27 protein-coding genes are annotated in these 22,757 nt (G+C 64.9%); 21 read left to right on the plus strand and 6 right to left on the minus strand.

Translation table 11 applies throughout. The features are described 5' to 3' along the window. Positions 1–10: 10 nt before the first annotated feature. Positions 11–709, plus strand: a complete 699-nt coding sequence (locus tag I6F33_RS02505) for a nitroreductase (protein WP_035997645.1) — start codon at positions 11–13, stop codon at positions 707–709. A gap of 99 nt (positions 710–808) precedes the next feature. Here the strand turns inward: I6F33_RS02505 and I6F33_RS02510 are convergent, their stop codons facing one another. Continuing rightward, complete coding sequence (locus I6F33_RS02510) at positions 809–1,357, minus strand: sigma-70 family RNA polymerase sigma factor (protein ID WP_018316216.1); 549 nt, start codon at positions 1,355–1,357, stop codon at positions 809–811. Further along, on the minus strand, positions 1,357–1,590 hold the full coding sequence (locus I6F33_RS02515) for a NepR family anti-sigma factor (protein WP_025032292.1): 234 nt from the start codon (positions 1,588–1,590) through the stop codon (positions 1,357–1,359). The genes I6F33_RS02510 and I6F33_RS02515 overlap by 1 nt, the downstream gene beginning before the upstream one ends. A 231-nt stretch (positions 1,591–1,821) precedes the next feature. On the opposite strand from I6F33_RS02515, the gene I6F33_RS02520 reads away from it, so the two are divergent. From I6F33_RS02520 to I6F33_RS02565, 10 genes are all read left to right on the plus strand, one after another. Continuing rightward, positions 1,822–2,628, plus strand: coding sequence for a response regulator (locus tag I6F33_RS02520; RefSeq protein WP_035997648.1), 807 nt, complete (start codon positions 1,822–1,824; stop codon positions 2,626–2,628). Positions 2,629–2,783: 155 nt separating this feature from the next. Then, positions 2,784–3,398 carry a nuclear transport factor 2 family protein gene (locus I6F33_RS02525; RefSeq protein WP_225140966.1) on the plus strand — a complete coding sequence of 205 codons (615 nt, stop codon included), beginning with the start codon at positions 2,784–2,786 and terminating at the stop codon, positions 3,396–3,398. Positions 3,399–3,646: 248 nt separating this feature from the next. Further along, entirely contained in the window at positions 3,647–4,069 is a 423-nt protein-coding gene (locus I6F33_RS02530) for a hypothetical protein (protein ID WP_036021311.1), read from the plus strand. A 112-nt stretch (positions 4,070–4,181) separates the two neighbouring features. Beyond that, positions 4,182–6,059, plus strand: a complete 1,878-nt coding sequence (htpG, locus tag I6F33_RS02535) for a molecular chaperone HtpG (protein WP_225140967.1) — start codon at positions 4,182–4,184, stop codon at positions 6,057–6,059. Positions 6,060–6,227: 168 nt separating this feature from the next. Beyond that, the gene (locus tag I6F33_RS02540) at positions 6,228–6,506 is read left to right on the plus strand and encodes a DUF3551 domain-containing protein (protein ID WP_035997672.1); all 279 of its coding nucleotides are present in this window, start codon (positions 6,228–6,230) and stop codon (positions 6,504–6,506) included. A gap of 202 nt (positions 6,507–6,708) precedes the next feature. Further along, positions 6,709–8,523: a long-chain-acyl-CoA synthetase gene (locus tag I6F33_RS02545; RefSeq protein WP_225140968.1), complete on the plus strand. Its 1,815-nt coding sequence runs from the start codon at positions 6,709–6,711 to the stop codon at positions 8,521–8,523. 143 nt (positions 8,524–8,666) lie between these two features. Then, positions 8,667–8,912, plus strand: coding sequence for an acyl carrier protein (locus I6F33_RS02550; protein ID WP_015688794.1), 246 nt, complete (start codon positions 8,667–8,669; stop codon positions 8,910–8,912). Next, a complete protein-coding gene (locus tag I6F33_RS02555; protein WP_036036568.1) occupies positions 8,899–10,281 on the plus strand; it encodes a class I adenylate-forming enzyme family protein in 1,383 nt (460 codons plus the stop codon). The genes I6F33_RS02550 and I6F33_RS02555 overlap by 14 nt, the downstream gene beginning before the upstream one ends. Further along, positions 10,274–10,996 carry an SDR family NAD(P)-dependent oxidoreductase gene (locus I6F33_RS02560; protein WP_036021322.1) on the plus strand — a complete coding sequence of 241 codons (723 nt, stop codon included), beginning with the start codon at positions 10,274–10,276 and terminating at the stop codon, positions 10,994–10,996. The genes I6F33_RS02555 and I6F33_RS02560 overlap by 8 nt, the downstream gene beginning before the upstream one ends. 126 nt (positions 10,997–11,122) lie before the next feature. After that, positions 11,123–11,332, plus strand: coding sequence for a hypothetical protein (locus I6F33_RS02565; protein ID WP_035997682.1), 210 nt, complete (start codon positions 11,123–11,125; stop codon positions 11,330–11,332). A gap of 4 nt (positions 11,333–11,336) precedes the next feature. Here the strand turns inward: I6F33_RS02565 and I6F33_RS02570 are convergent, their stop codons facing one another. Next, the gene (locus I6F33_RS02570) at positions 11,337–11,897 is read right to left on the minus strand and encodes a hypothetical protein (RefSeq protein WP_346657197.1); all 561 of its coding nucleotides are present in this window, start codon (positions 11,895–11,897) and stop codon (positions 11,337–11,339) included. Between the two features lie 37 nt (positions 11,898–11,934). Between I6F33_RS02570 and I6F33_RS02575 the strand changes: the two genes are divergently transcribed. Next, positions 11,935–13,086 carry a DUF3095 domain-containing protein gene (locus I6F33_RS02575; RefSeq protein WP_225140969.1) on the plus strand — a complete coding sequence of 384 codons (1,152 nt, stop codon included), beginning with the start codon at positions 11,935–11,937 and terminating at the stop codon, positions 13,084–13,086. On the opposite strand, the gene I6F33_RS02580 is transcribed toward I6F33_RS02575, so the two are convergent. The 3 genes from I6F33_RS02580 to I6F33_RS02590 all read right to left on the minus strand — a co-directional run bounded on the left by I6F33_RS02580 (position 13,083) and on the right by I6F33_RS02590 (position 15,622). Beyond that, positions 13,083–13,517 (minus strand): DUF2147 domain-containing protein, encoded by a 435-nt coding sequence (locus I6F33_RS02580; RefSeq protein ID WP_225111620.1) that lies wholly within the window; start codon positions 13,515–13,517, stop codon positions 13,083–13,085. The two genes, I6F33_RS02575 and I6F33_RS02580, sit on opposite strands and share 4 nt — an antisense overlap. A gap of 109 nt (positions 13,518–13,626) precedes the next feature. Further along, positions 13,627–15,012, minus strand: a complete 1,386-nt coding sequence (locus tag I6F33_RS02585; protein ID WP_035997689.1) for an MATE family efflux transporter — start codon at positions 15,010–15,012, stop codon at positions 13,627–13,629. A gap of 82 nt (positions 15,013–15,094) precedes the next feature. After that, positions 15,095–15,622: a GNAT family N-acetyltransferase gene (locus I6F33_RS02590; RefSeq protein ID WP_035997755.1), complete on the minus strand. Its 528-nt coding sequence runs from the start codon at positions 15,620–15,622 to the stop codon at positions 15,095–15,097. A 245-nt stretch (positions 15,623–15,867) separates the two neighbouring features. Here I6F33_RS02590 and I6F33_RS02595 point away from each other — a divergent pair, with 245 nt between their 5' ends. The 9 genes from I6F33_RS02595 to I6F33_RS02635 all read left to right on the plus strand — a co-directional run bounded on the left by I6F33_RS02595 (position 15,868) and on the right by I6F33_RS02635 (position 22,755). Then, positions 15,868–16,464, plus strand: coding sequence for a superoxide dismutase (locus tag I6F33_RS02595; protein ID WP_027573470.1), 597 nt, complete (start codon positions 15,868–15,870; stop codon positions 16,462–16,464). A gap of 258 nt (positions 16,465–16,722) precedes the next feature. Then, complete coding sequence (locus I6F33_RS02600; protein WP_057028225.1) at positions 16,723–17,334, plus strand: permease; 612 nt, start codon at positions 16,723–16,725, stop codon at positions 17,332–17,334. Then, entirely contained in the window at positions 17,331–17,831 is a 501-nt protein-coding gene (locus tag I6F33_RS02605; RefSeq protein ID WP_036036588.1) for a hypothetical protein, read from the plus strand. Before I6F33_RS02600 ends, I6F33_RS02605 begins: the two co-directional genes overlap by 4 nt. Before the next feature lie 56 nt (positions 17,832–17,887). Beyond that, on the plus strand, positions 17,888–18,130 hold the full coding sequence (locus I6F33_RS02610; RefSeq protein ID WP_035997699.1) for a hypothetical protein: 243 nt from the start codon (positions 17,888–17,890) through the stop codon (positions 18,128–18,130). Positions 18,131–18,132: 2 nt separating this feature from the next. Continuing rightward, positions 18,133–18,888 (plus strand): metal ABC transporter ATP-binding protein, encoded by a 756-nt coding sequence (locus I6F33_RS02615; RefSeq protein WP_225140970.1) that lies wholly within the window; start codon positions 18,133–18,135, stop codon positions 18,886–18,888. A 6-nt stretch (positions 18,889–18,894) separates the two neighbouring features. After that, on the plus strand, positions 18,895–19,764 hold the full coding sequence (locus I6F33_RS02620) for a metal ABC transporter permease (RefSeq protein WP_035997704.1): 870 nt from the start codon (positions 18,895–18,897) through the stop codon (positions 19,762–19,764). A gap of 2 nt (positions 19,765–19,766) precedes the next feature. Further along, positions 19,767–20,630 (plus strand): metal ABC transporter substrate-binding protein, encoded by an 864-nt coding sequence (locus tag I6F33_RS02625; protein ID WP_225141301.1) that lies wholly within the window; start codon positions 19,767–19,769, stop codon positions 20,628–20,630. A gap of 56 nt (positions 20,631–20,686) precedes the next feature. After that, complete coding sequence (locus I6F33_RS02630; protein WP_036036600.1) at positions 20,687–21,736, plus strand: GTP-binding protein; 1,050 nt, start codon at positions 20,687–20,689, stop codon at positions 21,734–21,736. After that, a complete protein-coding gene (locus tag I6F33_RS02635; RefSeq protein ID WP_225140972.1) occupies positions 21,736–22,755 on the plus strand; it encodes a WD40 repeat domain-containing protein in 1,020 nt (339 codons plus the stop codon). Before I6F33_RS02630 ends, I6F33_RS02635 begins: the two co-directional genes overlap by 1 nt. Positions 22,756–22,757 lie beyond the last annotated feature (2 nt).

The raw sequence follows: 22,757 nt of genomic DNA on the forward strand, positions 1-22,757 counted from the left end.
GAGCTGAGTGATGGACGCACAAGTCAGACAGAACGACCGCATCGGGGTGCTCGAAGAGCTCCTCAACGAGCGCTACTCCGTTCGCGCATTTCTCCCCAAGGAGGTCGATCGCGCCACCATCGAGCATGTGCTGGCGACCGCGCAGCGCACGGCGTCCTGGTGCAACAGCCAGCCCTGGCAGGTTATCATCGCCAGCGGCGAGGCCAAGGAGCGCTTTCGCAAGGCGATCTACGCGGAGGCCTCGAAGGGCCTCGGCGATGACTACGACTTCACGCCACCGCGCGAATATGTCGGGGTCTATCTCGATCGCCGCCGCGAGAGCGGCTTCCAGCTCTACAACACGCTCGGCATCGCCCGCGGCGACAAGGCGGCCTATGCCAAGCAGGCGCTGGAGAACTACAATTTCTTCGGCGCACCGCATGTCGCCATCATCCACACCAACGAGCCGCTCGGCATCTACGGTGCGATCGATTGCGGCGCCTATGTCTCCAACTTCGTGCTGGCGGCGCAGGCGCTCGGGCTCGGCACCATTCCGCAGGCCGCGCTGGCGCGGCATTCCGGCCTGATCCGCCGCCACTTCGATCTGCCCGATGATCGCCGCGTTGTCTGCGGCATCTCGTTCGGCTATGCGGACCATGCGCACAAGGTCAACAGCTACCGCACCTCGCGGGCGAGCGTGGCCGAGACCGCAACCTTCGTGGATGTGTGATCGTGACGTGAGCCGGACGCATCGGTGTCAGACGCGCGCGCGAAGACAGCCGTGGAAGCGGCCGTCTTCGTCTCGTTCCGGTGCGATTGACGGCGGCGGTCAGCCGCCGCTGCCGCCGATCACGGCCCGCACAGTCTCGTCAGGCCCAAAATCCTCGGCGCCGTCGACATAGAGCAGCGCGGCGAGCTTCGAGCGGGCGCGGTTCACGCGGCTCTTGATGGTGCCGACTGCGCAGCCGCAGATCGAGGCAGCGTCCTCATAGGAGAAGCCGGACGCGCCGACCAGGATCAAGGCTTCACGCTGATCCTGCGGAAGCTTGTCGAGCGCGGTGCGAAACTCCTCGAATTCGAGGTGCGCATTCTGCGAGGGCTGGGTCTTCAGCGTCTTGGCGTAATTGCCCTCGGCATCTTCGACCTCGCGCCGCCGCTTGCGATAGTCCGACCGGAACAAATTGCGCAGGATCGTGAATAGCCAGGCCGGCAGGTTGGAGCCGGGCTGGAACGAGTCGATGTTGGCGAGCGCACGCAGCAGCGTCTCCTGGACCAAATCGTCGGCGCGGTCCGCATTGCCGCTGAGCGAGATGGCGAAGGCGCGCAGACTGGGCACGGCCGCCAAGATGTCGTTACGCAGGGAGTCCGTGAGAGGCATTAATCCCTCCCATTGTTGTTGTCGTTGGATCCGCCCTCATTTTCTACGTGGGGTGACGCTCCCGGCGCATCAAGCTTCTTGATCAGTTCTGCGAACCGATCCGGAACCCCCTGTCGCACGACATCGTCGTACATGGCGCGCAACTGGTGCCCGATCCGGGATTGAATCTCCGGAGTCAGGCCTCCCTTGCCGGGGGTCGTGCTTCTGCTGGCTTGAGACTTGAGATCTTTCATGACCTGTTCCACGTTTCCCCGAGTTAAGTGACTGTAAAATCGAGAAGTTTTCTCAACCGGGAGCCGTTCCCTGGATAGGCACAATTCCAGCTGCGCCAAAAAGTTCCCAGCTTGGCGGAACTTTTGTTGTCGTGAGGCGTAGACAGCCCAGCAGGGGAACCTGGGCCCCCCGCGTGATGCCTGACCTCAGGATTGGACCTCAAGGTTGGCCCAAAGACGAATGGAGTGGGGATGTCCCGTTCACAGGTAGTTGCTGAACACTTGCCGTTGTTGCGCAGGTACGCGCGGGCTCTGACAGGCAGCCAGGCCTCCGGTGACGCCTATGTCGCCGCCATGTTGGAAGCCATGCTGGGCGATCCGTCGGTGCTCGACGAGAACCATGGGCCCCGGGCCGGCCTGTTCCGGCTCTTCACCCAGATCTGGAATTCAGTCTCGATCAACGACGATGCCGAGGTGACGACCTTGCCGATGCCGCCGGAACGGCGGCTGTCGAACATCACCCCGCTGCCGCGCCAAGCCTTCCTGCTGCTCTCGCTCGAGGGCTTTTCGGAAGAGGAAGTCGCCTTCATTCTCGGCACCGATGTTGCCGAGACGCGCCGTCTTGCAGACGCAGCCGGACGCGAGATGGCCGCCGAGATCGCCACCGACGTGCTGATCATCGAGGACGAGACCTTCATCGCCATGGACCTCGAGAGCCTGGTGAAGAATCTCGGCCACAACGTCGTCGGCGTCGCGCGCACCCATGCCGATGCGGTGGCGCTGGCCAAGAACAAGCGGCCCGGCCTGATCCTTGCCGATATCCAGCTTGCCGACGGCTCGTCCGGCCTGGACGCCGTCAACGAGCTCCTGCGCACCTTCGAGGTGCCGGTGGTGTTCATCACCGCCTATCCGGAGCGCTTCCTCACCGGCGAGCGTCCCGAGCCGGCGTTCCTGATCTCAAAGCCGTTCCAGCCCGCGATGGTATCGGCGGTGGCGAGCCAGGCCCTGTTCTTCCAGCGCAACTCGCGCAATCGCACGCCCAAAGCGCCTGCGGCGTAACAAGGCGCCTGCGGCCGTCCCAATAGCGAAGTCCGGCGTGCCCAAGGCACGCCGGATTTTTTTCATGCCGCCGGCCCGCTTGACGGGCGCTGAATTCGCCGCCCATAGCTCATGTAGCAGCTGCGCGTGCGACCACGCCAATCGGAGACGTGCCCATGGACCAGCAACTCCTCGATCGTCTCGCCATCCGCGATCTCGTCGAGAACTGGGCGGTGTGGCGCGATGCCGGCGACTGGGAGCGCTTTGCCACGGTTTGGCACGAAGAAGGCTGGATGTCCGCGACCTGGTTTCAGGGGCCGGCCCGGGATTTCATGCGGGTCAGCCAGGAGGGTTTTGCCAGGGGCGTGCGCATCCTGCATTTCCTCGGCGGCACCAGCATCGATCTTGCGGGTGCGCGAGCGATCGCGCAGACCAAGATGACCATCTCGCAGCGCGGCCTCGTGCACGACGTGCTCTGCGACGTCGTCTGCACCGGACGCTTCTACGATTTCCTGGAGAAGCGGGACGACCCATCAGGTATCGGCAAATGGGGCATCGTCCGCCGCCAGCCCATCTACGAGAAGGACCGCATCGACCAGGTCGATCCCGCCGCGACGCTTCGGCTCGACCAGGATGCGCTGGCTGCACTCCCCGAGGGCTACCGCCACCTCGCCTACATGCAGGAGCTGATCGGCTACAAGGTGAAGCGCGACATGCCGGGCCTGATCGGCCCCGAGGTCGAGAAGCTCTATGGCGAGGGCCGGGAGTGGCTGGCAGGAAAGGCGAAGTAGGCCCCAGATAAAAGTAAGGCGCGACTGGCATCACCACAGTCGCGCCCTACGTCGCCGGCTTATGGGGCAGGGGGGAATAGCCGGCTGCTGAGACGACTCCTGTGCGCGAAAGTCGTTCCAAGGCGCGCGAAATATTTTGCCGTCTGCTGCATTTTTCGCACACGGTTAAGTGATCGTAGCTGTCGAGAACCCCCGATCCTGCGGCGGCGTTGTTCCCGTGCCCGCCATGGGGCGAGGGATCGGCAGCCATGTCACAGATTCAAAAGGTTTTTTTGAGCGCAATTGCGGTCGTCGCCACCCTCGGTGCCGTGCAACTGGCCTCCGGGCATGATCTCGCAGACCGCTGGCAGGCGGTCGCCGACCTCCCCAGCCACGGTTCCACCGTCGCGGTGGGTCACAACGTCAACCGCACCGCCAAGGCAGACCGGCTTGCAGAGATCAAACCGGCAGCCGTTCCCACCCGTACCGTCTCGATGCGGCTGAACGACCTCGCCGATACGTCGGTGCTGCTGCGGGTCCCCGCCGTGATCGAGACCGGCAATGCCAAGACGCCGGTGCTGCTCCAGAACCAGAAGAAGCCTCGCAACAAGCCGACGATCGCCTGTGAGCCGATGGTCAGCTCCCTGACCGAGGTCGCAAGGCTGCTCCAGCCCGGCCGCTGCGTGACCTGACCCCCTTCTCCGCGAGGGGTGGTTTGGCGGACCCAGACTTCACATCCTCTTGATCCGCCATTGCCTCGCGCTATATCCGGGTTCCCTCCCTTTTGTTTGACCGGGTAAGCGCATGACGACGTCAGATACGGCTGTGCATACGCAGCCTTTCCAGGCCGAAGTTTCCGAACTGCTGCACCTGATGGTGCACTCCGTCTATTCGGAAACCGACATCTTCCTCCGCGAGCTCATCTCCAACGCCTCCGATGCCTGCGACAAGCTGCGCTACGAGGCCATCGCCAGTCCCGCCCTGCTGGGCGAAGGCGACGCACTCAAGATCCGCATCGTCCCGAACAAGACGGCCAAGACGCTCACGATCGCCGACAACGGCATCGGCATGGAGCGGCAGGAGCTGATCGACCATCTCGGCACCATCGCCCGCTCCGGCACCAAGGCGTTCGTATCCAAATTGAAAGAGGCCAAGGACGGGCTCGGCCTGATCGGCCAGTTCGGCGTCGGTTTCTATTCCGCCTTCATGGTCGCCGAGAAGATCGTCGTGATCAGCCGCCGCGCCGGCGAGAGCGATGTGTGGACCTGGACGTCCTCCGGCGGCTCCGGCTTCGAGATCGCCCGTGCCAGCGACGAGGAAGCGGCGCGCCTGACGCGCGGCACCGAGATCGTCCTGCACCTGAAGGACGATTCCAAGAAATATCTCGAGACCTACGAGATCGAGCGTATCGTCACCGCCTATTCCGACAACATCCTGTTTCCGATTGAGCTCGTGCCCGAAGACGGCGAGCCGCGCCAGATCAATTCGGCGAGCGCGTTGTGGCAGCGCTCCAAATCCGAGCTCACGGCTGACGATTACAAGAAGGCCTATCAGCAGATCGCCTCTGCCTTCGACGATCCCGCGATGACGCTGCACTACCGCGCGGAAGGACGTTACTCCTACGCCGTGCTGCTGTTCGCGCCCTCGACCAAGCCGTTCGACCTGTTCGAGCCGAACCGCAAGGGCCGCGTGAAGCTCTACGTCCGGCGCGTCTTCATCACCGACGATGCCGACCTCTTGCCGGGGTACCTGCGCTTCATCCGCGGCGTGGTCGACAGCGAGGATCTTCCGCTCAACATTTCGCGCGAGATGCTCCAGAACAATCCGCAGCTGGCGCAGATCCGCAAGGCGGTGGCGACGCGTGTGGTGTCCGAGCTCGAAAGCCTTGCCGACAAGGACCCCGAGAATTTTGCCAAGATCTGGGACGCCTTCGGCGCGGTGCTGAAGGAAGGCATCTACGAGGATTTCGAGCGGCGCGAAAAGCTGCTCGCACTGTCGCGCTTCACCACCACGTCGGGCGAGAAGCGGTCGCTGAAGCAGGTCATCGCCGATTTCAAACCGAACCAGACCGAGATCTATTATCTCGTCGGCGACAGCATCGAGCGGCTGAAGTCCAATCCGCGGCTGGAAGCTGCGACCGCGCGCGGCATCGAGGTGCTGCTGCTGTCGGATCCCGTCGACGCGTTCTGGACCTCGATGCCCTCGGATTTCGAAGGCAAGCCGCTGAAGTCGCTGAGCCAGGGCGATCTCAATCTCGATTTGATTCCGCGTATCGACGATAAGGACGAGGCGAAGAAGGACGAGCCGGCTGCGGACGAAGCAGCCACCATTGCGGTGATCAAGGCCGCGCTGGGCGAGCGCGTCAGCGACGTCAAGGTCTCGACGCGCCTGACCAGCTCGGCCTCCTGCCTCGTCGCCGACAGCCAGGGTCCGAGCCGCGAGCTCGAGCGCATCTTGTCGCAGCAGAACCGCGGCATGAAGACCAAGCCGATCCTCGAGATCAATTTGCGCCATCCGCTGGTCACCGCGGTCACCAAGGCGCAGGCTGGCTCGACAGTCGTCGACGATATCAGCCTGCTTCTGCTCGAGCAGGCGCAGATCCTGGACGGCGAATTGCCGGAAGACCCGGCGGCGTTCGCGGCACGGCTGAACCGGCTGGTGTTGCAGGGGCTCGGCGGCTAGCGCTGCCTCGCAGCATCATTCGGACCGCCAGGTTGTCATATCGCTCATCGCGCAACGCCTCTGGCGCTGCGCGTCTCACTCACCTTGACGTCATCAGGTCTCAGGAACAGTCGCGGACGGCGAGATGTTGTGTCATATGAAGCGACGTCACCAGTTCGAGGATTTCCCATGCGCTTGTCATTCCTCACTCTTACCGCGGTCTTCACGCTGCTGGGCGCAGCGGATGCCAGCGCGCAGCGATACGATCCGGCCTATCCCGTCTGCATGCACCGCTACGTCGGTGGCGGCCCTGGTGGCGGAGGCAGTGACTATTTCGACTGCTCGTTCACCTCGTTGGAGCAGTGCCGCGCCACGGCCTCGGGCCTTGCTGCGACCTGCGACCTCAATCCCTATTACGCCTTCAACGAGTCGCCGCCGCCGCGCCGGCGTCCCAAGAAGGTGCACTGAGGCGAACGGGACCAAGCCCGGGACTTCTGCATTCATCGCTCTTTCGACCTGGTCACACCCGTCGGCGCGCTGCCGGCGGGTGCGACCTTGGCTGCGCGCTGCCGACCGTTAATCGCGCCCTAACCGGGTTTTACCTTGTCTCTTAACGCCTGGGTCAGGGCGCGCGGGCTATACTGCCGGAAACCGCAGATCGCCCGAAAGAGTGAACAATATGACCACCGGCGTCATCGAGCAGCCGAAAGCCGCGCGCGCACCGTCGGCCTCCAAGATCTGGTTGAGGGCGATCGAGCTCACCGCGCGGATCGAAACGCTGCCGGGCCGCCTGTTCGCCGACGTCGTCGACGATTGGGCGCAGCGCCAGCCTAACCGCGTTGCTCTGGTGGCGGACGAGGCAAGCCTCGATTACGAAGGCCTCTCGAAGAGGATCAATCGCTACGCCCGCTGGGCGCGCTCGCTCGGCCTGTCCAAGGGCGATACCGTTGCGCTGATCATGCCGAACGGCATCGATTATATCGCGGCCTGGCTCGGCATCAGCCGCGTCGGCGGCGTGGTCGCACTGATCAACACCAAGCTCGTCGGGCAATCGCTCGCGCACTGCCTTGATGTCGCGAAGCCGATGCATGTCATCGTTGCGCATGAGCTAGCGGGGGTGCTGGACAGCGCGGCACCTCATCTGAAGACGGCGGCAAAAGTCTGGACGCATGGCGATAGCCGCAGCGAACGTGCGATCGACGTCGCGCTTGCCGTTCTCGACGACGGCCCGCTATCGCCGGAGGAGCATGGCGAGGTCACCATCGACGACCGTGCGCTGCTGATCTACACCTCCGGCACCACCGGCCTGCCGAAAGCGGCCAGCATCAGCCACCGCCGCATCCTGAATTGGGGGTTTTGGTTCGCTGGCCTCACCGGCGCGACGCCGCAGGATCGGCTCTACGATTGTCTGCCGCTGTTCCATTCGGTCGGCGGCATCGTCGCGCCGTGCAGCATTCTGGCCGCCGGCGGTTCGGTAGTGATCGCCGAGAAATTCTCGGCCTCGCATTTCTGGTCCGACATCGTCCGGCACGACTGCACGCTGTTTCAATATATCGGCGAGCTCTGCCGTTACCTGCTCAAGGCCGCGCCTTCGGAATACGAGAATCGGCATCGCCTGCGGCTCGCCTGCGGCAACGGGCTGCGCGGCGATATCTGGGAGGATTTCCAGGCGCGCTTCGCCATTCCGCGCATCCTCGAATTCTACGCCGCGACCGAAGGCAATTTCTCGCTGTTCAACGTCGAGGGCCAGCCGGGTGCGATCGGCCGCGTCCCGGCGCTGCTCGCGCACCGCTTTCCTGCCAGGCTCGTCAAGCTTGACCCCGATAGCGGCGCGCCGCTGCGCAATGAAGAGGGCTTCTGCATCGCCTGCAGCCGCGGCGAGGCCGGCGAAGCCATCGGCCGCATCGGCACCGCGGACGAGGGCGGTGGGCGCTTCGAGGGCTACACCGATGCCGGTGAGACCGAGAAAAAAGTCTTGCGTGACGTCTTCGTCAAGGGCGATGCCTGGTTCCGCACCGGCGATCTGATGCGGATGGACGACAAGGGATTTTTCCATTTCGTCGACCGTATCGGCGACACGTTCCGCTGGAAGGGCGAGAATGTCGCGACCTCCGAGGTGAACGATGCCGTGCGCGATTTCATTGGCGTCGTCGATGCCGCCACCTATGGCGTCAGCATTCCCGGCGCCGACGGCCGGGCCGGGATGAGCGCGATCGTCGTGAACGAGGGCTTTGACATCAGCGCGCTGCCCGCCCATCTCGCGCAACGCCTGCCGGTCTACGCCCGCCCGCTCTTCATCCGTATCTCGCGCGAGCTCGACGCCACCGAGACCTTCAAGCAGAAGAAGGGCGAGCTCGCCCGCGAGGGATTTGACCCGGCCGCGGTCGCCGATCCGCTGTTCATGCTCGACCCGATATCCGGCGTCTACGTCGCGCTGGACGCGGAGACATATGCGGCCATCTCGGGCGGTACGATCAGGCTGTAGGGCAACCAAAATCGAGAGATAGGTCCAATTTTATCTGAATTGTCCAAGAAGCCATTTACTTCTGTCGGGTAAACAGACCGCGATGGGGAGGCGGTCAGCAAGAGCCGCCGCAACAACGAGATCGATAACAAAGCGAGCCAGCCATGTCGGTAAGGTCAAAGGTCATTGAAGCGATTCAGCAGATCGCCAAGGAGCAGCACGTCACGCTTCCCGCCCTCTCGGACGATCTGTCCCTGCATGAGACGGGCTTCGACTCGCTCGCCTTCGCCATCCTGGTCGCCCGCCTCGAGGACGAGACCGGCGTCGATCCCTTCACCATTTCCGAGGACGCAGCGTTCCCCGCCACGGTGGGCGATTTCGTGCGGGCCTACGAAAATGTCCCCGCGTGAGATCTTTGCACTTCGCGACCATCTTGGCGCGGAGCTGAAAGGCCGCACCATCTCCGATGCGCATGATGTCGTATCGCTGACGGGCATCCTGTCGCACACTGTTCTGGGCGGGCGGCTGCACGAGCTCTCTGGCCGTGCCGTGCTGCTCAAGCTGTCGGACCAGCTCCGGTCCGGCCTTGCCATGATCGAGCTCGACGGCATCGCCCGCCGCATGCTGTTGTGTCCGCCGGACCTCAACCCGGCGCATCTCGACGCCTTGATCGCGGATGCCGGGATCGATGCCGTCGTCACCGACGAGCCCGAACTCTGGGCGGCGTCCGGCGTGCCGCTGGTCGTCACCGCGCAATTGCCGCCGCAAGCCGCCGCGCCGGCCAAGACCGCGCGCGGCACCGAATGGCTGATGCTCACCTCGGGCACCTCGGGGGTGCCAAAGATCGCCGGCCATACGCTGGAAGCGCTGACCGGCGCGATCGTCGCCGAAGGCCCATCGCGCGGACCTGCACCGGTCTGGGCAACGTTCTACGACATCCGCCGCTATGGCGGCCTGCAAATCTTTCTCCGTGCCATCCTCTCCGGCGGCTCGTTGGTGCTGTCCGATCCCCATGAGGCGCTCGCCGATCACGTCGCGCGGCTGAAGGCGCGCGGTGTCTCGCATATCTCCGGCACGCCTTCGCATTGGCGCAAGCTCCTGATGAGCGGCTCGGCCGCCCAGTTCGCCCCGGCTTACGTCCGTCTCTCCGGCGAGATCGCCGACCAAGCCGTGCTCGACGGCCTGAAGGCGGCATTCCCCCATGCGTCCGTCGGCCATGCCTATGCCTCGACCGAGGCCGGCGTCGGGTTCGCCGTCAATGACGGGCTGGAAGGCTTTCCGGCCGACTATCTCGGCAACCGCAACGGCGTCGAGATGAAAGTCGTCGACGGCTCGCTGCGCATCCGCTCGACGCGCACGGCTCATGCCTATATCGGCCGCAACGCCTCCGCGCTCACCGACGACGACGGCTTTGTCGACAGCGGCGACATCGTCGAGCTGCGCGGCAACCGCTATTATTTCGTCGGCCGGCGCGGCGGCATCATCAATATCGGCGGGCTGAAGGTCCACCCCGAGGAGATCGAGGCGGTGATCAACCGCCATCCGGATGTGCGGATGTCGCGCGCGAAGTCGCGCAAGAGCCCGATCACCGGCGGCATCGTCGTCGCGGACGTGATCCTCACCGAGGGCACCGATCCGGCGCGCGCGAAAGAGATCCGCGACCAAATCCTGGATCTGTGCCGCGCCCAGCTCGCATCCCACAAGGTGCCGGCGGTCCTCCGCTTCGTCGAGGCGCTCGACGTCACCCCGGCCGGAAAACTGGCGCGCACCGATGCATAATGTTCTCGTCACCGGCGGCAGCCGCGGCATCGGGCTTGCGATCGGCAAGCGCCTTGTCGCGGCCGGCTTCAACGTCATCGCGGCGGCGCGGCGCGAAAGCGAAGAGCTCAAGGCGGCCATCGCAGCCGCCGACGGGCGCCTGCATTTCCGTGCCTGCGATCTTGCCGTGATCGATGCAATCCCGGCCTTCGCAAAGCTCGTGCGCGACGAATTCGGCCCGATCTACGGCCTCGTCAACAATGCCGGTCTCGGCACCGAAGGCCTGCTGGCCACCATGCACAATTCCGAGATCGAAGCGCTGGTGCAGCTCAACGTGCTGTCGCCGATCATCCTCACCAAATATGTGGCGCGCCAGATGATGGCCGACGGCGCCGGCCGCATCATCAACATCTCCTCGATCATCGCGACGACAGGCTATAACGGCCTCTCCGTCTACGGCGCGACCAAGGCCGCCGCGACCGGCTTCACCCGCTCGCTGGCCCGTGAGGTCGGCAAGCTCGGCATCACCGTGAACGCGATCGCGCCGGGCTTCATCGACACCGAGCTCACCCACAATCTGTCTGAGGAAGGCCGCAAGCGCATTGCGGGCCGCAGCGCGCTGCGCCGGCTGCCGGAGACGGATGACGTCGCGCGCATGGTGGAATACCTTTTGGGCGAAGGCGGCCGCAACGTCACCGGCACCGTGTTCACCATCGATGCCGGGAACACGGCGTAGACGGAACCCGGCTGCCACAATTGCGTTGATCGTGCGCAATGACAGCCAGCCGGATTTGGTCGTAAGATGCCCCGCAATCGATTGGTTTACGTCAATCGATCTGCCCTAAACGAAGGGGAGCAGTCGATGGCCACTTCAGACATGACCGCTTCAAGCCGGGCCCTGAAAGAGCCGGTGCGTGTGAAGTCGGATGAGGTCCGCTGCCCGCCGATGTCGCATCAGAATTCCGGCGATCACGGCCACGAGGCGTATCCGCAGCAATTCGTGCGCCTGATCGGCTGCCACGACGTCCCTGCATCCCAGCTGCGCAAGCGTCAGGACGAGAAGCTGCACTAGCCGCTCACGGCCGCTGCTTCGGCAGGTCGAATCGTTCGTGTGAAAATTCCGGCGGCCCTTCGGTGAGGCGGCGAATGCGGCGCTCGCGCTCATCTGGCGGCAATGCCGGATCGAGCAGTAACTCGATCTCATGCACTGCGATCTCTTCGATCTTGGTCGCGTCCGATACGACCGGGTGCGCGGGCGCGGAGACGGGGAGTGCCAACTTCAGCCCCAGCTCGATCAGCTTGCAGATCGCATTCGAGCGGGTCAGGCGGTGAGCTTCAGCCCAGGCATCGACCGCCTCCGTCAATCTTTCCGGCATCTTCACCGCGCTGATCGGGTCGACACCCGTGCGCCGGCGGACCGGAGAGGTGGAGTCCTTGCTGCTGAAGTCGGACACCTCGATTTTCCCATGCAACCCCTTGGAGCCGACCGACGATAGCCGCTCTCCCCGGATGGCCGTTTGATGCCGATCAATGATCCCGCCGAGGCATTGCAAGGCGGCCGCATCTTGTTGTCCGGGCCACTTTCGGCCAATGATCGAAAGGGGGCGCGAGCAGCGAACCCGGATCGATCCTGCCACGTATCTTGCTTCGCATTCCAACAGTCCGGCAATCCCGATGAGCTCAGGCGAGTCCTTCTATGGCGGCATTCCCGTCTTCCGAGGCTTCACCAGCCTGATGGATCCTGCGCTTTATGCGCCGCTGCCGGACGACTGGAGCATCGGTGTTGCCGATATCGTCGATTCGACCAAGGCGATCGCGGCGCAGCGCTACAAGGCCGTGAACATGGCCGGTGCCGCCGTGATCGCGGCGGTGACCAATGCGCTGCAGGGGCGGGAATTTCCCTTCGTGTTCGGCGGCGACGGCGCCAGCTTCGCGGTGGCGCCAGATGACGTCGAGCTTGCCCGCCAGGCGCTGGCTGCGACCGCAACCTGGGTGCGCGAAGACCTCGATTTGACCCTGCGCGTCGCCTTGGTGCCGGTCAGCGTCATTCGCGCACAGGGCCTCGATGTGCGCGTCGCCCGGTTCGGGCCGTCGGCCAACCTGTCCTATGCGATGTTTTCGGGCGGCGGGCTCGCCTGGGCCGACGCCGCGATGAAGCGCGGCGAGTTTGCCGTCGAGGAGGCGCCTGGCGGCACGCAGCCGGACCTCTCCGGCCTGTCGTGTCGTTTCGAGGTGATGCCGGCGGCGCGCGGCCTGATCCTGTCGGTGCTGGTGATGCCGGCGCGCGGCGTCGATCCGCAGGCCTTCCGCAAAGTGATCGAGGACATCATTCATCTCGTCGAGCGCAGCCCGGAGGGTGGCCGGCCGGTGCCGCCGCAGGGGCCCCCGTTGAAATGGCCGCCGCAGGGCGTGGAATTCGAGGCCCGAACCAGGCGCGGGGGGCCGCTGCTCGCGCGCAGAGCCAGCGTACTGGCCTATACGCTGTTCGCTTATTTCATCATGCGCTTCGACATCAAGATCGGCGGTTTCGTGCCCAGCCTCTACAAGCGCCAAGTGGTCGAGAACTCGGACTTCCGTAAATACGACGACGGCCTGCGCATGATTCTGGACTGCACGCCGCAGCTCGAGCGCGCCTTGAACGATCGTCTCAAAGCCGCCGCGCGCGAGGGCATCGTGCGCTACGGCCTCTACCAGCAGGACGCTGCGATGATGACCTGCTTCGCGCCGTCGGCGCTGCGCAGCGATCACGTCCATTTCATCGACGGCGCGCGCGGCGGCTATGCCTCGGCGGCGACGGCGTTGAAGGCGATGATGGCAGCGGGTTAGCGCCCCGCGCGCGTCCAGGTCTCACCGCCGCAGAGCGCGCCGACGCAGCCTTCGACCCGCAGCGCGTCCGCGCCAGTCAGGCTGATGTTGCTCGCATAGGTGCTGCCGTCGTCCGCATTGTAGATCTGGCCCGACCATTTGTTCGGTCCCGTCGGCTCCATGCCGCTGAACAATGGCAGGCCGATCATCGGGCGCCTGGCGAGCGCGGGATTGGGATTCTTGCTGTCGGTGGCGGGCTGGCCGGTCGCGCTGTCCATGGGCTCGCGCAGCCAGACGATGTGGCCGCAGATGCCGCCGCCGCATTTGCTGATCTTGACGCGTGCATCGCCCGCCTGCGTGAGCCAGGTCCCGTCGGCGCTCTGCGCATGGGCGGAAGGCGCACCGATCAGCGCAGCCAGAATGACGGTGAGAGCGACGAATCTGAATGTCATGGAGAGGAGCCCTGGAATGGAGGCGACTCCATAGCAGCAAATCGAGCGCGCGCAACGCCCGAGGGAATCACATCTCTGAGCTTATCTGGCGGCGCTTATTTGCCTGCGATCATTTGCCCCAGCGCGCGAATGCGACCGAGGCGGCGGTCGAAAGCCCGAACACGACCATGGCGCCCCCGACCAGCGCGAACAGGGTCCAGGCCGGAGCCTGCGCGGTCATCAGTCCGATGCCGCCGATCGCGACGATCAGAAGCCGTGCCGTCGAGGCGAGCACGGGCCCGCCGACGCGTGCGGCGCCTTGCGAGGAGAAGTAAAGCGACACGCCCATGCCGAAGAACACGAAGGCCGGACCGGCCCAGTGGAAATAGCTGTGCGCTGCGGCGGTGACGCCGGGATCGCGGGTGAAGAGCCCGACCCACAGTGACGGCGCGAGCGCAACGACGAGACCGATCAGCCCCACCGTGAGTCCCGAGGCGGCAGCTGCGGTCCAGGCGACACGCCGCGCGCGCTTCACATGCCCGGCGCCGATCGCCATGCCGACCATCGGCACCGAGGCGATGCCGAAGGCGAAGGTGATCGGGATCAGCAGAAATTCCAGCCGCGAGCCGATACCGTAGCCCGCCAGCATCTCGGTGCCGAAGGTCGCGAGGATCTTCGTGAAGATCAGAATGGTGAGCACGGTCTGCAGCGGCGACAGGCAGGCCACCGCGCCAACTTTGAGAATGTCCAGGAACATCGCGCGCTCGAAATGAAAGGCGCGGACATCCAGCGGCAGCCGGCTGCGCCCCGACAACAGATACCAGATGAAGAAGATCGCCGCGCAGCTGAACGCGATCAGCTGCCCGCTCGCCACGCCCGGCATGCCGAATTGCGGCACTCCGAACAGGCCGAGCCCCAGCGTGCCGCCGAGCACGATCTGCAGCGCGCTCGCGCCGATCAGAATCATCGAAGGCAGGCGCATGTCGCCGGTACCGCGGATCACCGAGGCCAGCGTGTTGACGAGCCAGATCGCGACCGCGCCGGAGAACAGCACCTGCGAATAGCCGCTGGCCTCCTCGAGCACGCGCTCGCGTCCGCCGAGCAGCGCGAAGAAGGAGCGGCCGAAGGCGAGCATCATCACCGTGAAGAACAGCCCGCCGCAAAGGCCGATGATGGCGGCATGCAGCGCCAGCGTCGCGGCGCGGTCGCGATCCCCTGCGCCGAGAGCGCGGCTGATTGCGGACGAGACGCCGCCGCCCATCGCGCCCGCGCTCATCATCTGCGTCAGCATCGCGAACGGAAACACCAGCGCGATCGCGGCGAGCGGGATGGTGCCGAGCCGGCCGATATAGGAGGTCTCAGCCACTGCGACGAGCGTGCTGCCGACCATCGCGATCATGTTGGGGATCGCGAGCCGCAGCAGCGTCGGCAGGATCGGCGCGGTCAGGAGGCTCGCGATGGGGGAGGCGACCGGCGCAACCGGCGGGACGGCATCTGCGGGGGCGTCGATCGTCATGTTCACCGGGCGGAAAATTAAATGATGACCGACATATTATAAGAGAATGAGCCGGCCGGCGCAGCCCTGGCTCACGCAGGGCTCACCACGGCAGGCCGCATAGGTCGATGGTGCCCAGCGTCGGCGCGCGCACGATGTGGAAGACATAGGGCGCCATGTAGGTGAACCGAATCCGCCCTTCCGGCTGTTCGCAATAGACCTCGCCTTTGAACGGCAGCCAGCTCCGGGCCTCGTAGAACGCGAAATTGTGCGGCTCGCAGACCAGTAGGGCGAACCGAACCGCCTCGTTGGCGCGCATGGTATGCACCGCCGCGTCGATCGCCACGGTCGCATAGCCACGGCCGCGCTGGTCCTCGCGCGTCGAGACGCCGCCGATGCCGCCGATATGAACCTTCTGTCCATTCCAGGTGATGGTGCGGAAGTAGATGCCGACATGGCACACGAGACCATCCTCGGGCGTCTCGACCAGCACGCGGAGATCGGCATTGGCCCATTTGACATGAGCCCAGGGCTTGCCTGCGACCAACTGCGGTGCCCAGACCGCCTGAAGTAGCGGCTCGGCCCTCGGCCACGAGGCGTCGCCGTTCAATATGTCGATCTCGATGCTCATGGCCTCGTCCTCCACAGCTCCGCTTCTTCGCGCGTTTGTTCTGTCTTAAGCGCCTCAAAGGCAATGATATTTTACAGCGAACCGCAGGTCTGATCACGGCGGCCGGGTTGCGGCGAATTTGTGCATTCAAGCAGGACGCGCCAAGTCACGCCTTTTCGCAAATTCTGAGGTATTTAATGGCCGCGGAACCTTCTATAAGGGGTGACCGTTAGAACTCGTTCCCCACCAGTTGCGGACAAGAAGCCATGACCTTTACGCTGCCCCCACTTCCTTACGCCTATGACGCCCTCGGCCAGTACATGTCGAAGGAGACGCTGGAATATCACCACGACAAGCATCATCAGGCCTACGTCACCAACGGCAACAACGCGCTCAAGGGGACCGAATGGGAAGGCAAGTCCCTTGAAGAGATCGTCAAGGGCTCGTTCGGCAAGAACCCCGCGGTGTTCAACAACGCCGGCCAGCACTACAACCACATCCACTTCTGGAGCTGGATGAAGCCCAATGGCGGCGGCACCAAGCTGCCGGGCAAGCTCGAGAAGAAGATCAACGAGGACCTCGGCGGCTTCGAGAAGTTCAAGACCGACTTCCAGGCGGCCGGCGTCGGCCAGTTCGGCTCCGGCTGGTGCTGGCTCCAGGTCAAGAACGGCAAGCTCGAGATCTCCAAGACGCCGAACGGCGAGAATCCGCTGGTGCACGGCGCCACACCGATCCTCGGCTGCGACGTCTGGGAGCACTCTTACTACATCGACTATCGCAATCGCCGTCCCGACTATCTCAAGGCGTTCGTCGAGAACCTCGTGAACTGGGAATACGTGGAGTCCCTGTTCGAGAAGGCGTGACAGGTGTCATTCCGGGGCGCGCGAAGCGCGAGCCCGGAATCCATTTTTCTGCTCGGGTGACGCCCGATGGATTCCGGGTTCGGCGCTGACGCGCCGCCCCGGAATGACAGAAACAAAGGCGGTCGCAGGCGCGACCGCCTTTTTGCTGTGCGGAATTGCCCTGCGTGGCGCGCGCATGGGTCTGTCGTCACACCGTTTGCATCGGGGGAACACCGCCCTTAATCAGGACGGGCATCACCCTCGAGCGACTCTAGCCCGTTGTCAGAACCTTCCCCGAACCATCCAGCGCCTTCCGGCGACGCGGAATCCGAGCCGCGGCCGGGCCGGGTCCGCAAGCCGATCGGCTGGTCGACCATCATCATCGCAGCTCTGGTGGCGGTGAGTGCGGCACTGGTCTGGCGGCGGGACGGCACCGACGGCGTTCTGGACATCCTCACCCACGATCTCTCGCTGTTCTCGGGCATCCTGCCGCGCGTGCTCGCCGGCTGCCTGCTCGGGGCCTTCATCTCGGAGATCTTGCCGCACGAGAAGGTCTCGCGCTCGCTCGGGCCGAAATCCGGCCTGATGGGCCTGCTGATCGGCACCGCCTTCGGCGCGATTCTGCCCGGCGGTCCCTTCACGGCCTACCCGGTGGCGAGCGCACTGCTCGCGGTCGGCGCCGATTTCGGCGCCACCATCGCCATGGTCGTGAGCTGGACGCTGATCGGTTATGGCCGGGCGGTCGCCTGGGAAATCCCGATCATGGGCACCGATTTCACGCTGTGGCGGATCGTGATCTCGCTGCCGCTGCCGGTGCTCGCCGGCGCCCTCGGCCGCTTCGTCTATGTCAGGCTCTATCCGAAGCCGCTCGCGAAGGACGACGAGAGTTGAGCGCAGCGCTTCTGATCGACATCCTGCTGTGGGGCTCGGTGCTCGGCGTCGGGCTGATCGCCTTTCGTCGTGGGCGCCCGGTGTTCGTGGCCTCGCTGCGCGAAGGCACGATGGATTTCGTCAACATCGTGCCGCGGATTGCGCTTGGCGTGATCGGCTCCGGCTACATCGCCGCCATCATCCCGCAAGAGGTGATCACCGGCTGGCTCGGCCCTGATAGCGGCTGGCTCGGGGTTGCCACCGCCGTGGTCGCCGGCGCCGCCACGCCCGGCGGTCCCGTGGTCGGCTTCTCCATCGGCACCGTGGCGTTGAAGTCGGGGGGCGGGGTGCCGCAGGTGGTTGCCTATGTCGTCGCCTGGGCGCTGTTCGCCTTCCAGCGGGTGATCTTGTGGGAGATCCCGTTCATGCCCGCCCGTTTCGTCTGGTTCCGCTGCGCCGTCTCGGTGCCGTTCCCATTCGTGGCAGCCGCCATCGCCATGGTGATCGGCAAGCCCTGAGCCGCGATGTCAGTCCCGCCGTGGACAGGCGTAATGTTATAATATAACGTCCGCAAATGGCTCCCGCCGCGTCCCACGCCCACCAGCACGACCATGCTCATGGCCATTCCCATGGTCACGGCCATGGACATTCGCACGGGCACGATCACGCCCACGCCCATGTCCACGATGCGACCTCGCCGCATCCGGCCCAGACCGCGCCCTGGTCGATCCTGCGCATGACCATGGCGGGCCGTCTCGCGGCCGCGCTCGCGGTCTGTGCTGTGCTGTGGGGCATCGTCTTGCTGGCGATGAGGTGACGATGGCAGCGCTGCACTTTCACAACGTCACGCTCGGCTATGACCGGCACCCCGCCGTGCATCATCTCAGCGGCGAGGTCGCGCCGGGCGCGCTGGTCGCCGTGATCGGCCCGAACGGCGCCGGCAAGTCGACGCTGTTGCGCGGCATCGTCGGCATCCTGAGGCCGCTCGACGGCACGATCCATCTCGGCGGGCTCGATGCCCGCGACATCGCCTATCTGCCGCAGAGCGCGGAGATCGACCGCAGCTTCCCGATTTCGGTGTTCGATTTCGTCGGCACCGGGCTGTGGCGTGGCGCAGGCCTGTTCGGCGGCATCGGCAAGGCCGCGCGCGACAAAATTCTCCGGGCAATCGGAGCCGTTGGCCTCAGCGGTTTCGAGAACCGCCCGATCGGCACGCTCTCCGGCGGTCAGATGCAGCGCGTGCTGTTCGCCCGTGTGCTGCTCCAGGATGCCAGCCTGATCGTGCTCGACGAGCCCTTCAACGCCATCGACAGCAAGACCACCGCCGATCTGCTCGCGCTGGTGAGGCGCTGGCATGGCGAGGGTCGCACCGTGCTCGCCGCGCTGCACGACATGGAGATGGTGCGCAATCATTTCACCGAAACGCTGGTGCTGGCGCGCGGCCCGGTCGCGTGGGGTCCGACGGCGGAGGTGCTGACGCCGGAAAATCTGCTGGTCGCGATGCGGATGTGCGAGGCCTTCGACGACAGCGCCGCGGCCTGCGCGGCCGATGATATCAGCTCGCGGGCGGCCTGATATCCGATGCTCTATGACGCGCTGATCGGTCCGTTCACCGAATTCGAGTTCATGCGGCGCGCGCTCGCCGCGGTGATCGCGTTGGCGCTGGCGGGGGCGCCGATCGGCGTGTTCCTGATGCTGCGCCGGATGAGCCTCGTCGGCGACGCCATGGCGCACGCGATCCTGCCTGGCGCGGCGGTCGGTTTCCTGCTCTCCGGCCTCAATCTGTTCGCGATGACGGCCGGTGGCCTGGTCGCCGGCTTTGCCGTCGCGATCCTCGCTGGCGTGGTCGCACGCTCGACCGGGCTGAAGGAGGACGCCTCGCTCGCGACCTTCTATCTCGCTTCGCTTGCGCTCGGCGTCACCATCGTCTCGATCAAGGGCACCAACATCGATCTCCTGCACGTGCTGTTCGGCAACATCCTCGCAATGGACGATCAGACCCTGCTGGTGGTCGCCTTCAACGCCACGGTGACGCTGCTAGTGCTCGCGGTGATCTACCGCCCGCTGGTGATCGAGAGCGTCGATCCCCTGTTCCTGCGCACCGTGAGCCGCGCCGGTGGCCCCGCCCATCTCGCCTTCCTCGCGCTGGTCGTCATCAATCTCGTCAACGGCTTTCAGGCGCTGGGCACGCTGCTGGCGGTGGGGCTGATGATCCTGCCTGCGGGCATCGCAAGGTTCTGGTCGCGCGATCTCACCGCGATGATCTGCATCGCCGTCATTGCTGCCGGGGTCTCCGGCTATGCCGGCCTCGTGCTCTCATTCCAGACCCGCGTGCCCTCGGGTCCCGCGATCATTCTGGTAGCGACGGTGCTCTACATCGTCTCCGTCCTGTTCGGCCGCGTCGGCGGCATCGTCCGGCAGCTGTTTCCCGGCCGGCATCTGGAAGCATGACGATGCGGCTCATCCTGGTTTGTGCGCTGTTGCTGATCGCCTCGCCGCTTGAGGCCGCGGAGCGGCTCAACGTCGTCGCGAGTTTCTCGATCCTCGGCGATTTCGTCCGCAATGTCGGTGGCGACCGCATCAACCTGACGACGCTGGTCGGGCCCGACGGCGACGTCCACGTCTATACGCCGGCCCCTAGCGATGCCAAGCGGGTCGCGGCGGCGAAGCTCGTCATCGTCAACGGGCTCGGGCTGGAGGGCTGGCTGCCGCGCCTCGTGCAATCCGCAGGCAGCAAGGCCAAGGTGATCACCGCGAGCGCCGGCATCGTGCCGCTGAAGCTGGGCTCGGCCGCTGATCCCCACGCCTGGCAGTCTATCCCGAACGCCAAGATCTACGTCACCGACATTGCGAGCGCGCTCGCCACGGCCGCTCCTGACGATGCAGAGTTCTTCCGCGCCCAGGCCAAGGCCTATCTGGAAAAGCTCGAAACGCTGGATCGCGAGGTCCGCGACGCTGTCGCAAAAATCCCGCCGGAGCGGCGCAAGGTGATCTCCACCCATGACGCCTTCGGCTATTTCTCCAGCGAATACGGTATCCGGTTCATCGCCCCCCGGGGCGTCTCCACGGAGAGCGAGCCGAGCGCGCGAGATATCGCCGCCATCATCGGCCAGATCAAGGCTCAGAAAATCCCGGCCGTGTTCCTTGAAAATATCAGCGACGATCGCCTGATCCGGCGGATCGCCGCCGAGACCGGCGCCAGGGTCGGTGGCACCCTGGTTTCGGACGGTTTGACCGGCGAAAAGGGCCCTGCACCCACTTACATTGACATGGTCAGGCACAATATAAAGGCCCTGACCAGCGCGCTTGACCATTAGGGCAGGGGCCACCCCGCCTCGCGTCGCGCGAAAAAGCCTTGAAGTCCGGAGTTGTTATGTCTGACGCGACCTCCCAGAAGATTCCCGTGACCGTGCTGACCGGCTATCTCGGCGCCGGCAAGACCACGCTGCTCAACCGCATCCTGTCGGAGAACCACGGCAAGAAATACGCCGTCATCGTCAACGAATTCGGCGAGATCGGCATCGACAACGACCTCATCATCGGCGCCGATGAGGAAGTGTTCGAGATGAACAACGGCTGCATCTGCTGCACCGTACGAGGCGACCTCGTCCGCATCATGGACGGCCTGATGAAGCGCAAGGGCAAGTTCGACGCCATCATCGTCGAGACCACCGGTCTTGCCGATCCCGCCCCCGTCGCGCAGACTTTCTTCGTCGATGAGGACGTGCAGAAGAACGCCCGGCTCGATGCGGTCGTGACGGTCGCCGACGCCAAATGGCTGTCCGACCGTTTGAAGGATGCACCAGAGGCCAAGAACCAGATCGCCTTTGCCGACGTCATCGTTCTGAACAAGACCGACCTCGTCAACAAGGGCGAGCTCGCCGAGGTCGAGGCCCGCATTCGCGGCATCAATCCCTATGCGAAGCTGCATCGCACCGAGCGCTGCGCGGTGGCGCTGGCCGACGTGCTCGACCGCGGCGCATTCGACCTCGACCGCATCCTCGACATCGAGCCTGACTTCCTGGAGGCCGACGATCATGACCACGATCATGATCATCACCACCATCACGGCCACGATCACCATCACCATGATCACGGCCACGGCCTGAAGCACTATCACGACGAGGAGATGCAATCGCTCTCGCTCAAGACCGACAAGCCGCTCGATCCCAACGTGTTCATGCCCTGGCTGCAGAACCTGGTGCAGGTCGAGGGCGGCAAGATCCTGCGCTCCAAGGGCATCCTCGCCTTCCACGACGACGACGATCGCTACGTCTTCCAGGGCGTCCACATGATGCTGGAGGGCAACCACCAGCGGAAGTGGAAGGAGGGCGAGCCGCGCGAGAGCCGCCTCGTCTTCATCGGCCGCGAATTGCCCGAAGAGGCGATCCGCAAGGGTTTCGAGAGCTGCATCGTCTCGTGATGAAGGAGTTTACGCCCACGCCCGAGTCCGCTTCGATCGTTTCCGTCACCGACCGCGTCAAGCCGATTACGCTCGGCATGGCAGTGACCTCGGTGCATTTCCTGAAGGATCGCCCCGCCTTCGTCGGCGGCGAGGAGAACGTCGCATTCGTCGATGCCAATTGCGAGATTACCACGGTTGTCGTGCATAGCGGCGGGATTCTCTCGACCGCCTCCGACGGCAAACGCCTCGTCATGGGCGGCGACGACGGCAAGGTCGTCTCGCTCGATGCCAAGGGCGAGGTGACGCTGCTCGCCACCGATCCCAAGCGGCGCTGGATCGACGCGGTGGCGCTGCACGCCGACGGCGCCTTCGCCTGGTCGGCCGGCAAGACCGCGACCGTCAAGAGCGGCAAGGCCGAGGAGAAGTCGATCGACGTGCCCTCGACGGTCGGCGGCCTTGCCTTCGCGCCGAAGGGCCTGCGGCTCGCAATCGCGCATTACAACGGCGTGACGCTGTGGTTTCCGAACATGGCGGGATCGGCCGAATTCCTGCCTTGGGCCGGCTCGCATCACGCGGTCACCTTCAGCCCCGACAACAAATTCCTGGTCACCGCCATGCACGAGCCGGCGCTGCACGGCTGGCGGCTCGCCGACAACAGGCACATGCGCATGACCGGCTATCCCGGCCGCGTCCGCTCGATGTCGTGGAGCGCCGGCGGCAAGGGGCTGGCGACCTCGGGCGCCGACACGGTGATCATCTGGCCGTTCGGCAGCAAGGACGGTCCGATGGGCAAGGAGCCCGCGATGCTCGCGCCGCTGCAGGCGCGCGTCTCCGCGGTCGCCTGTCATCCCAAGAACGACATCCTCGCCGCCGGTTACAGCGATGGCACCGTGCTGATGGTCCGTCTGGAGGATGGCGCGGAGATCCTGGTCCGCCGCAATGGCACGCCGCCGGTGGCCGCGATCGCCTGGAACGCCAAAGGCACGCTGCTGGCCTTTGCCGACGAAAATGGGGACGGCGGTCTGCTCAAGCTTTAATC

This window comes from Bradyrhizobium sp. BRP20, assembly GCF_020194215.1.
GTDB classification, from domain to species: domain Bacteria; phylum Pseudomonadota; class Alphaproteobacteria; order Rhizobiales; family Xanthobacteraceae; genus Bradyrhizobium; species Bradyrhizobium yuanmingense.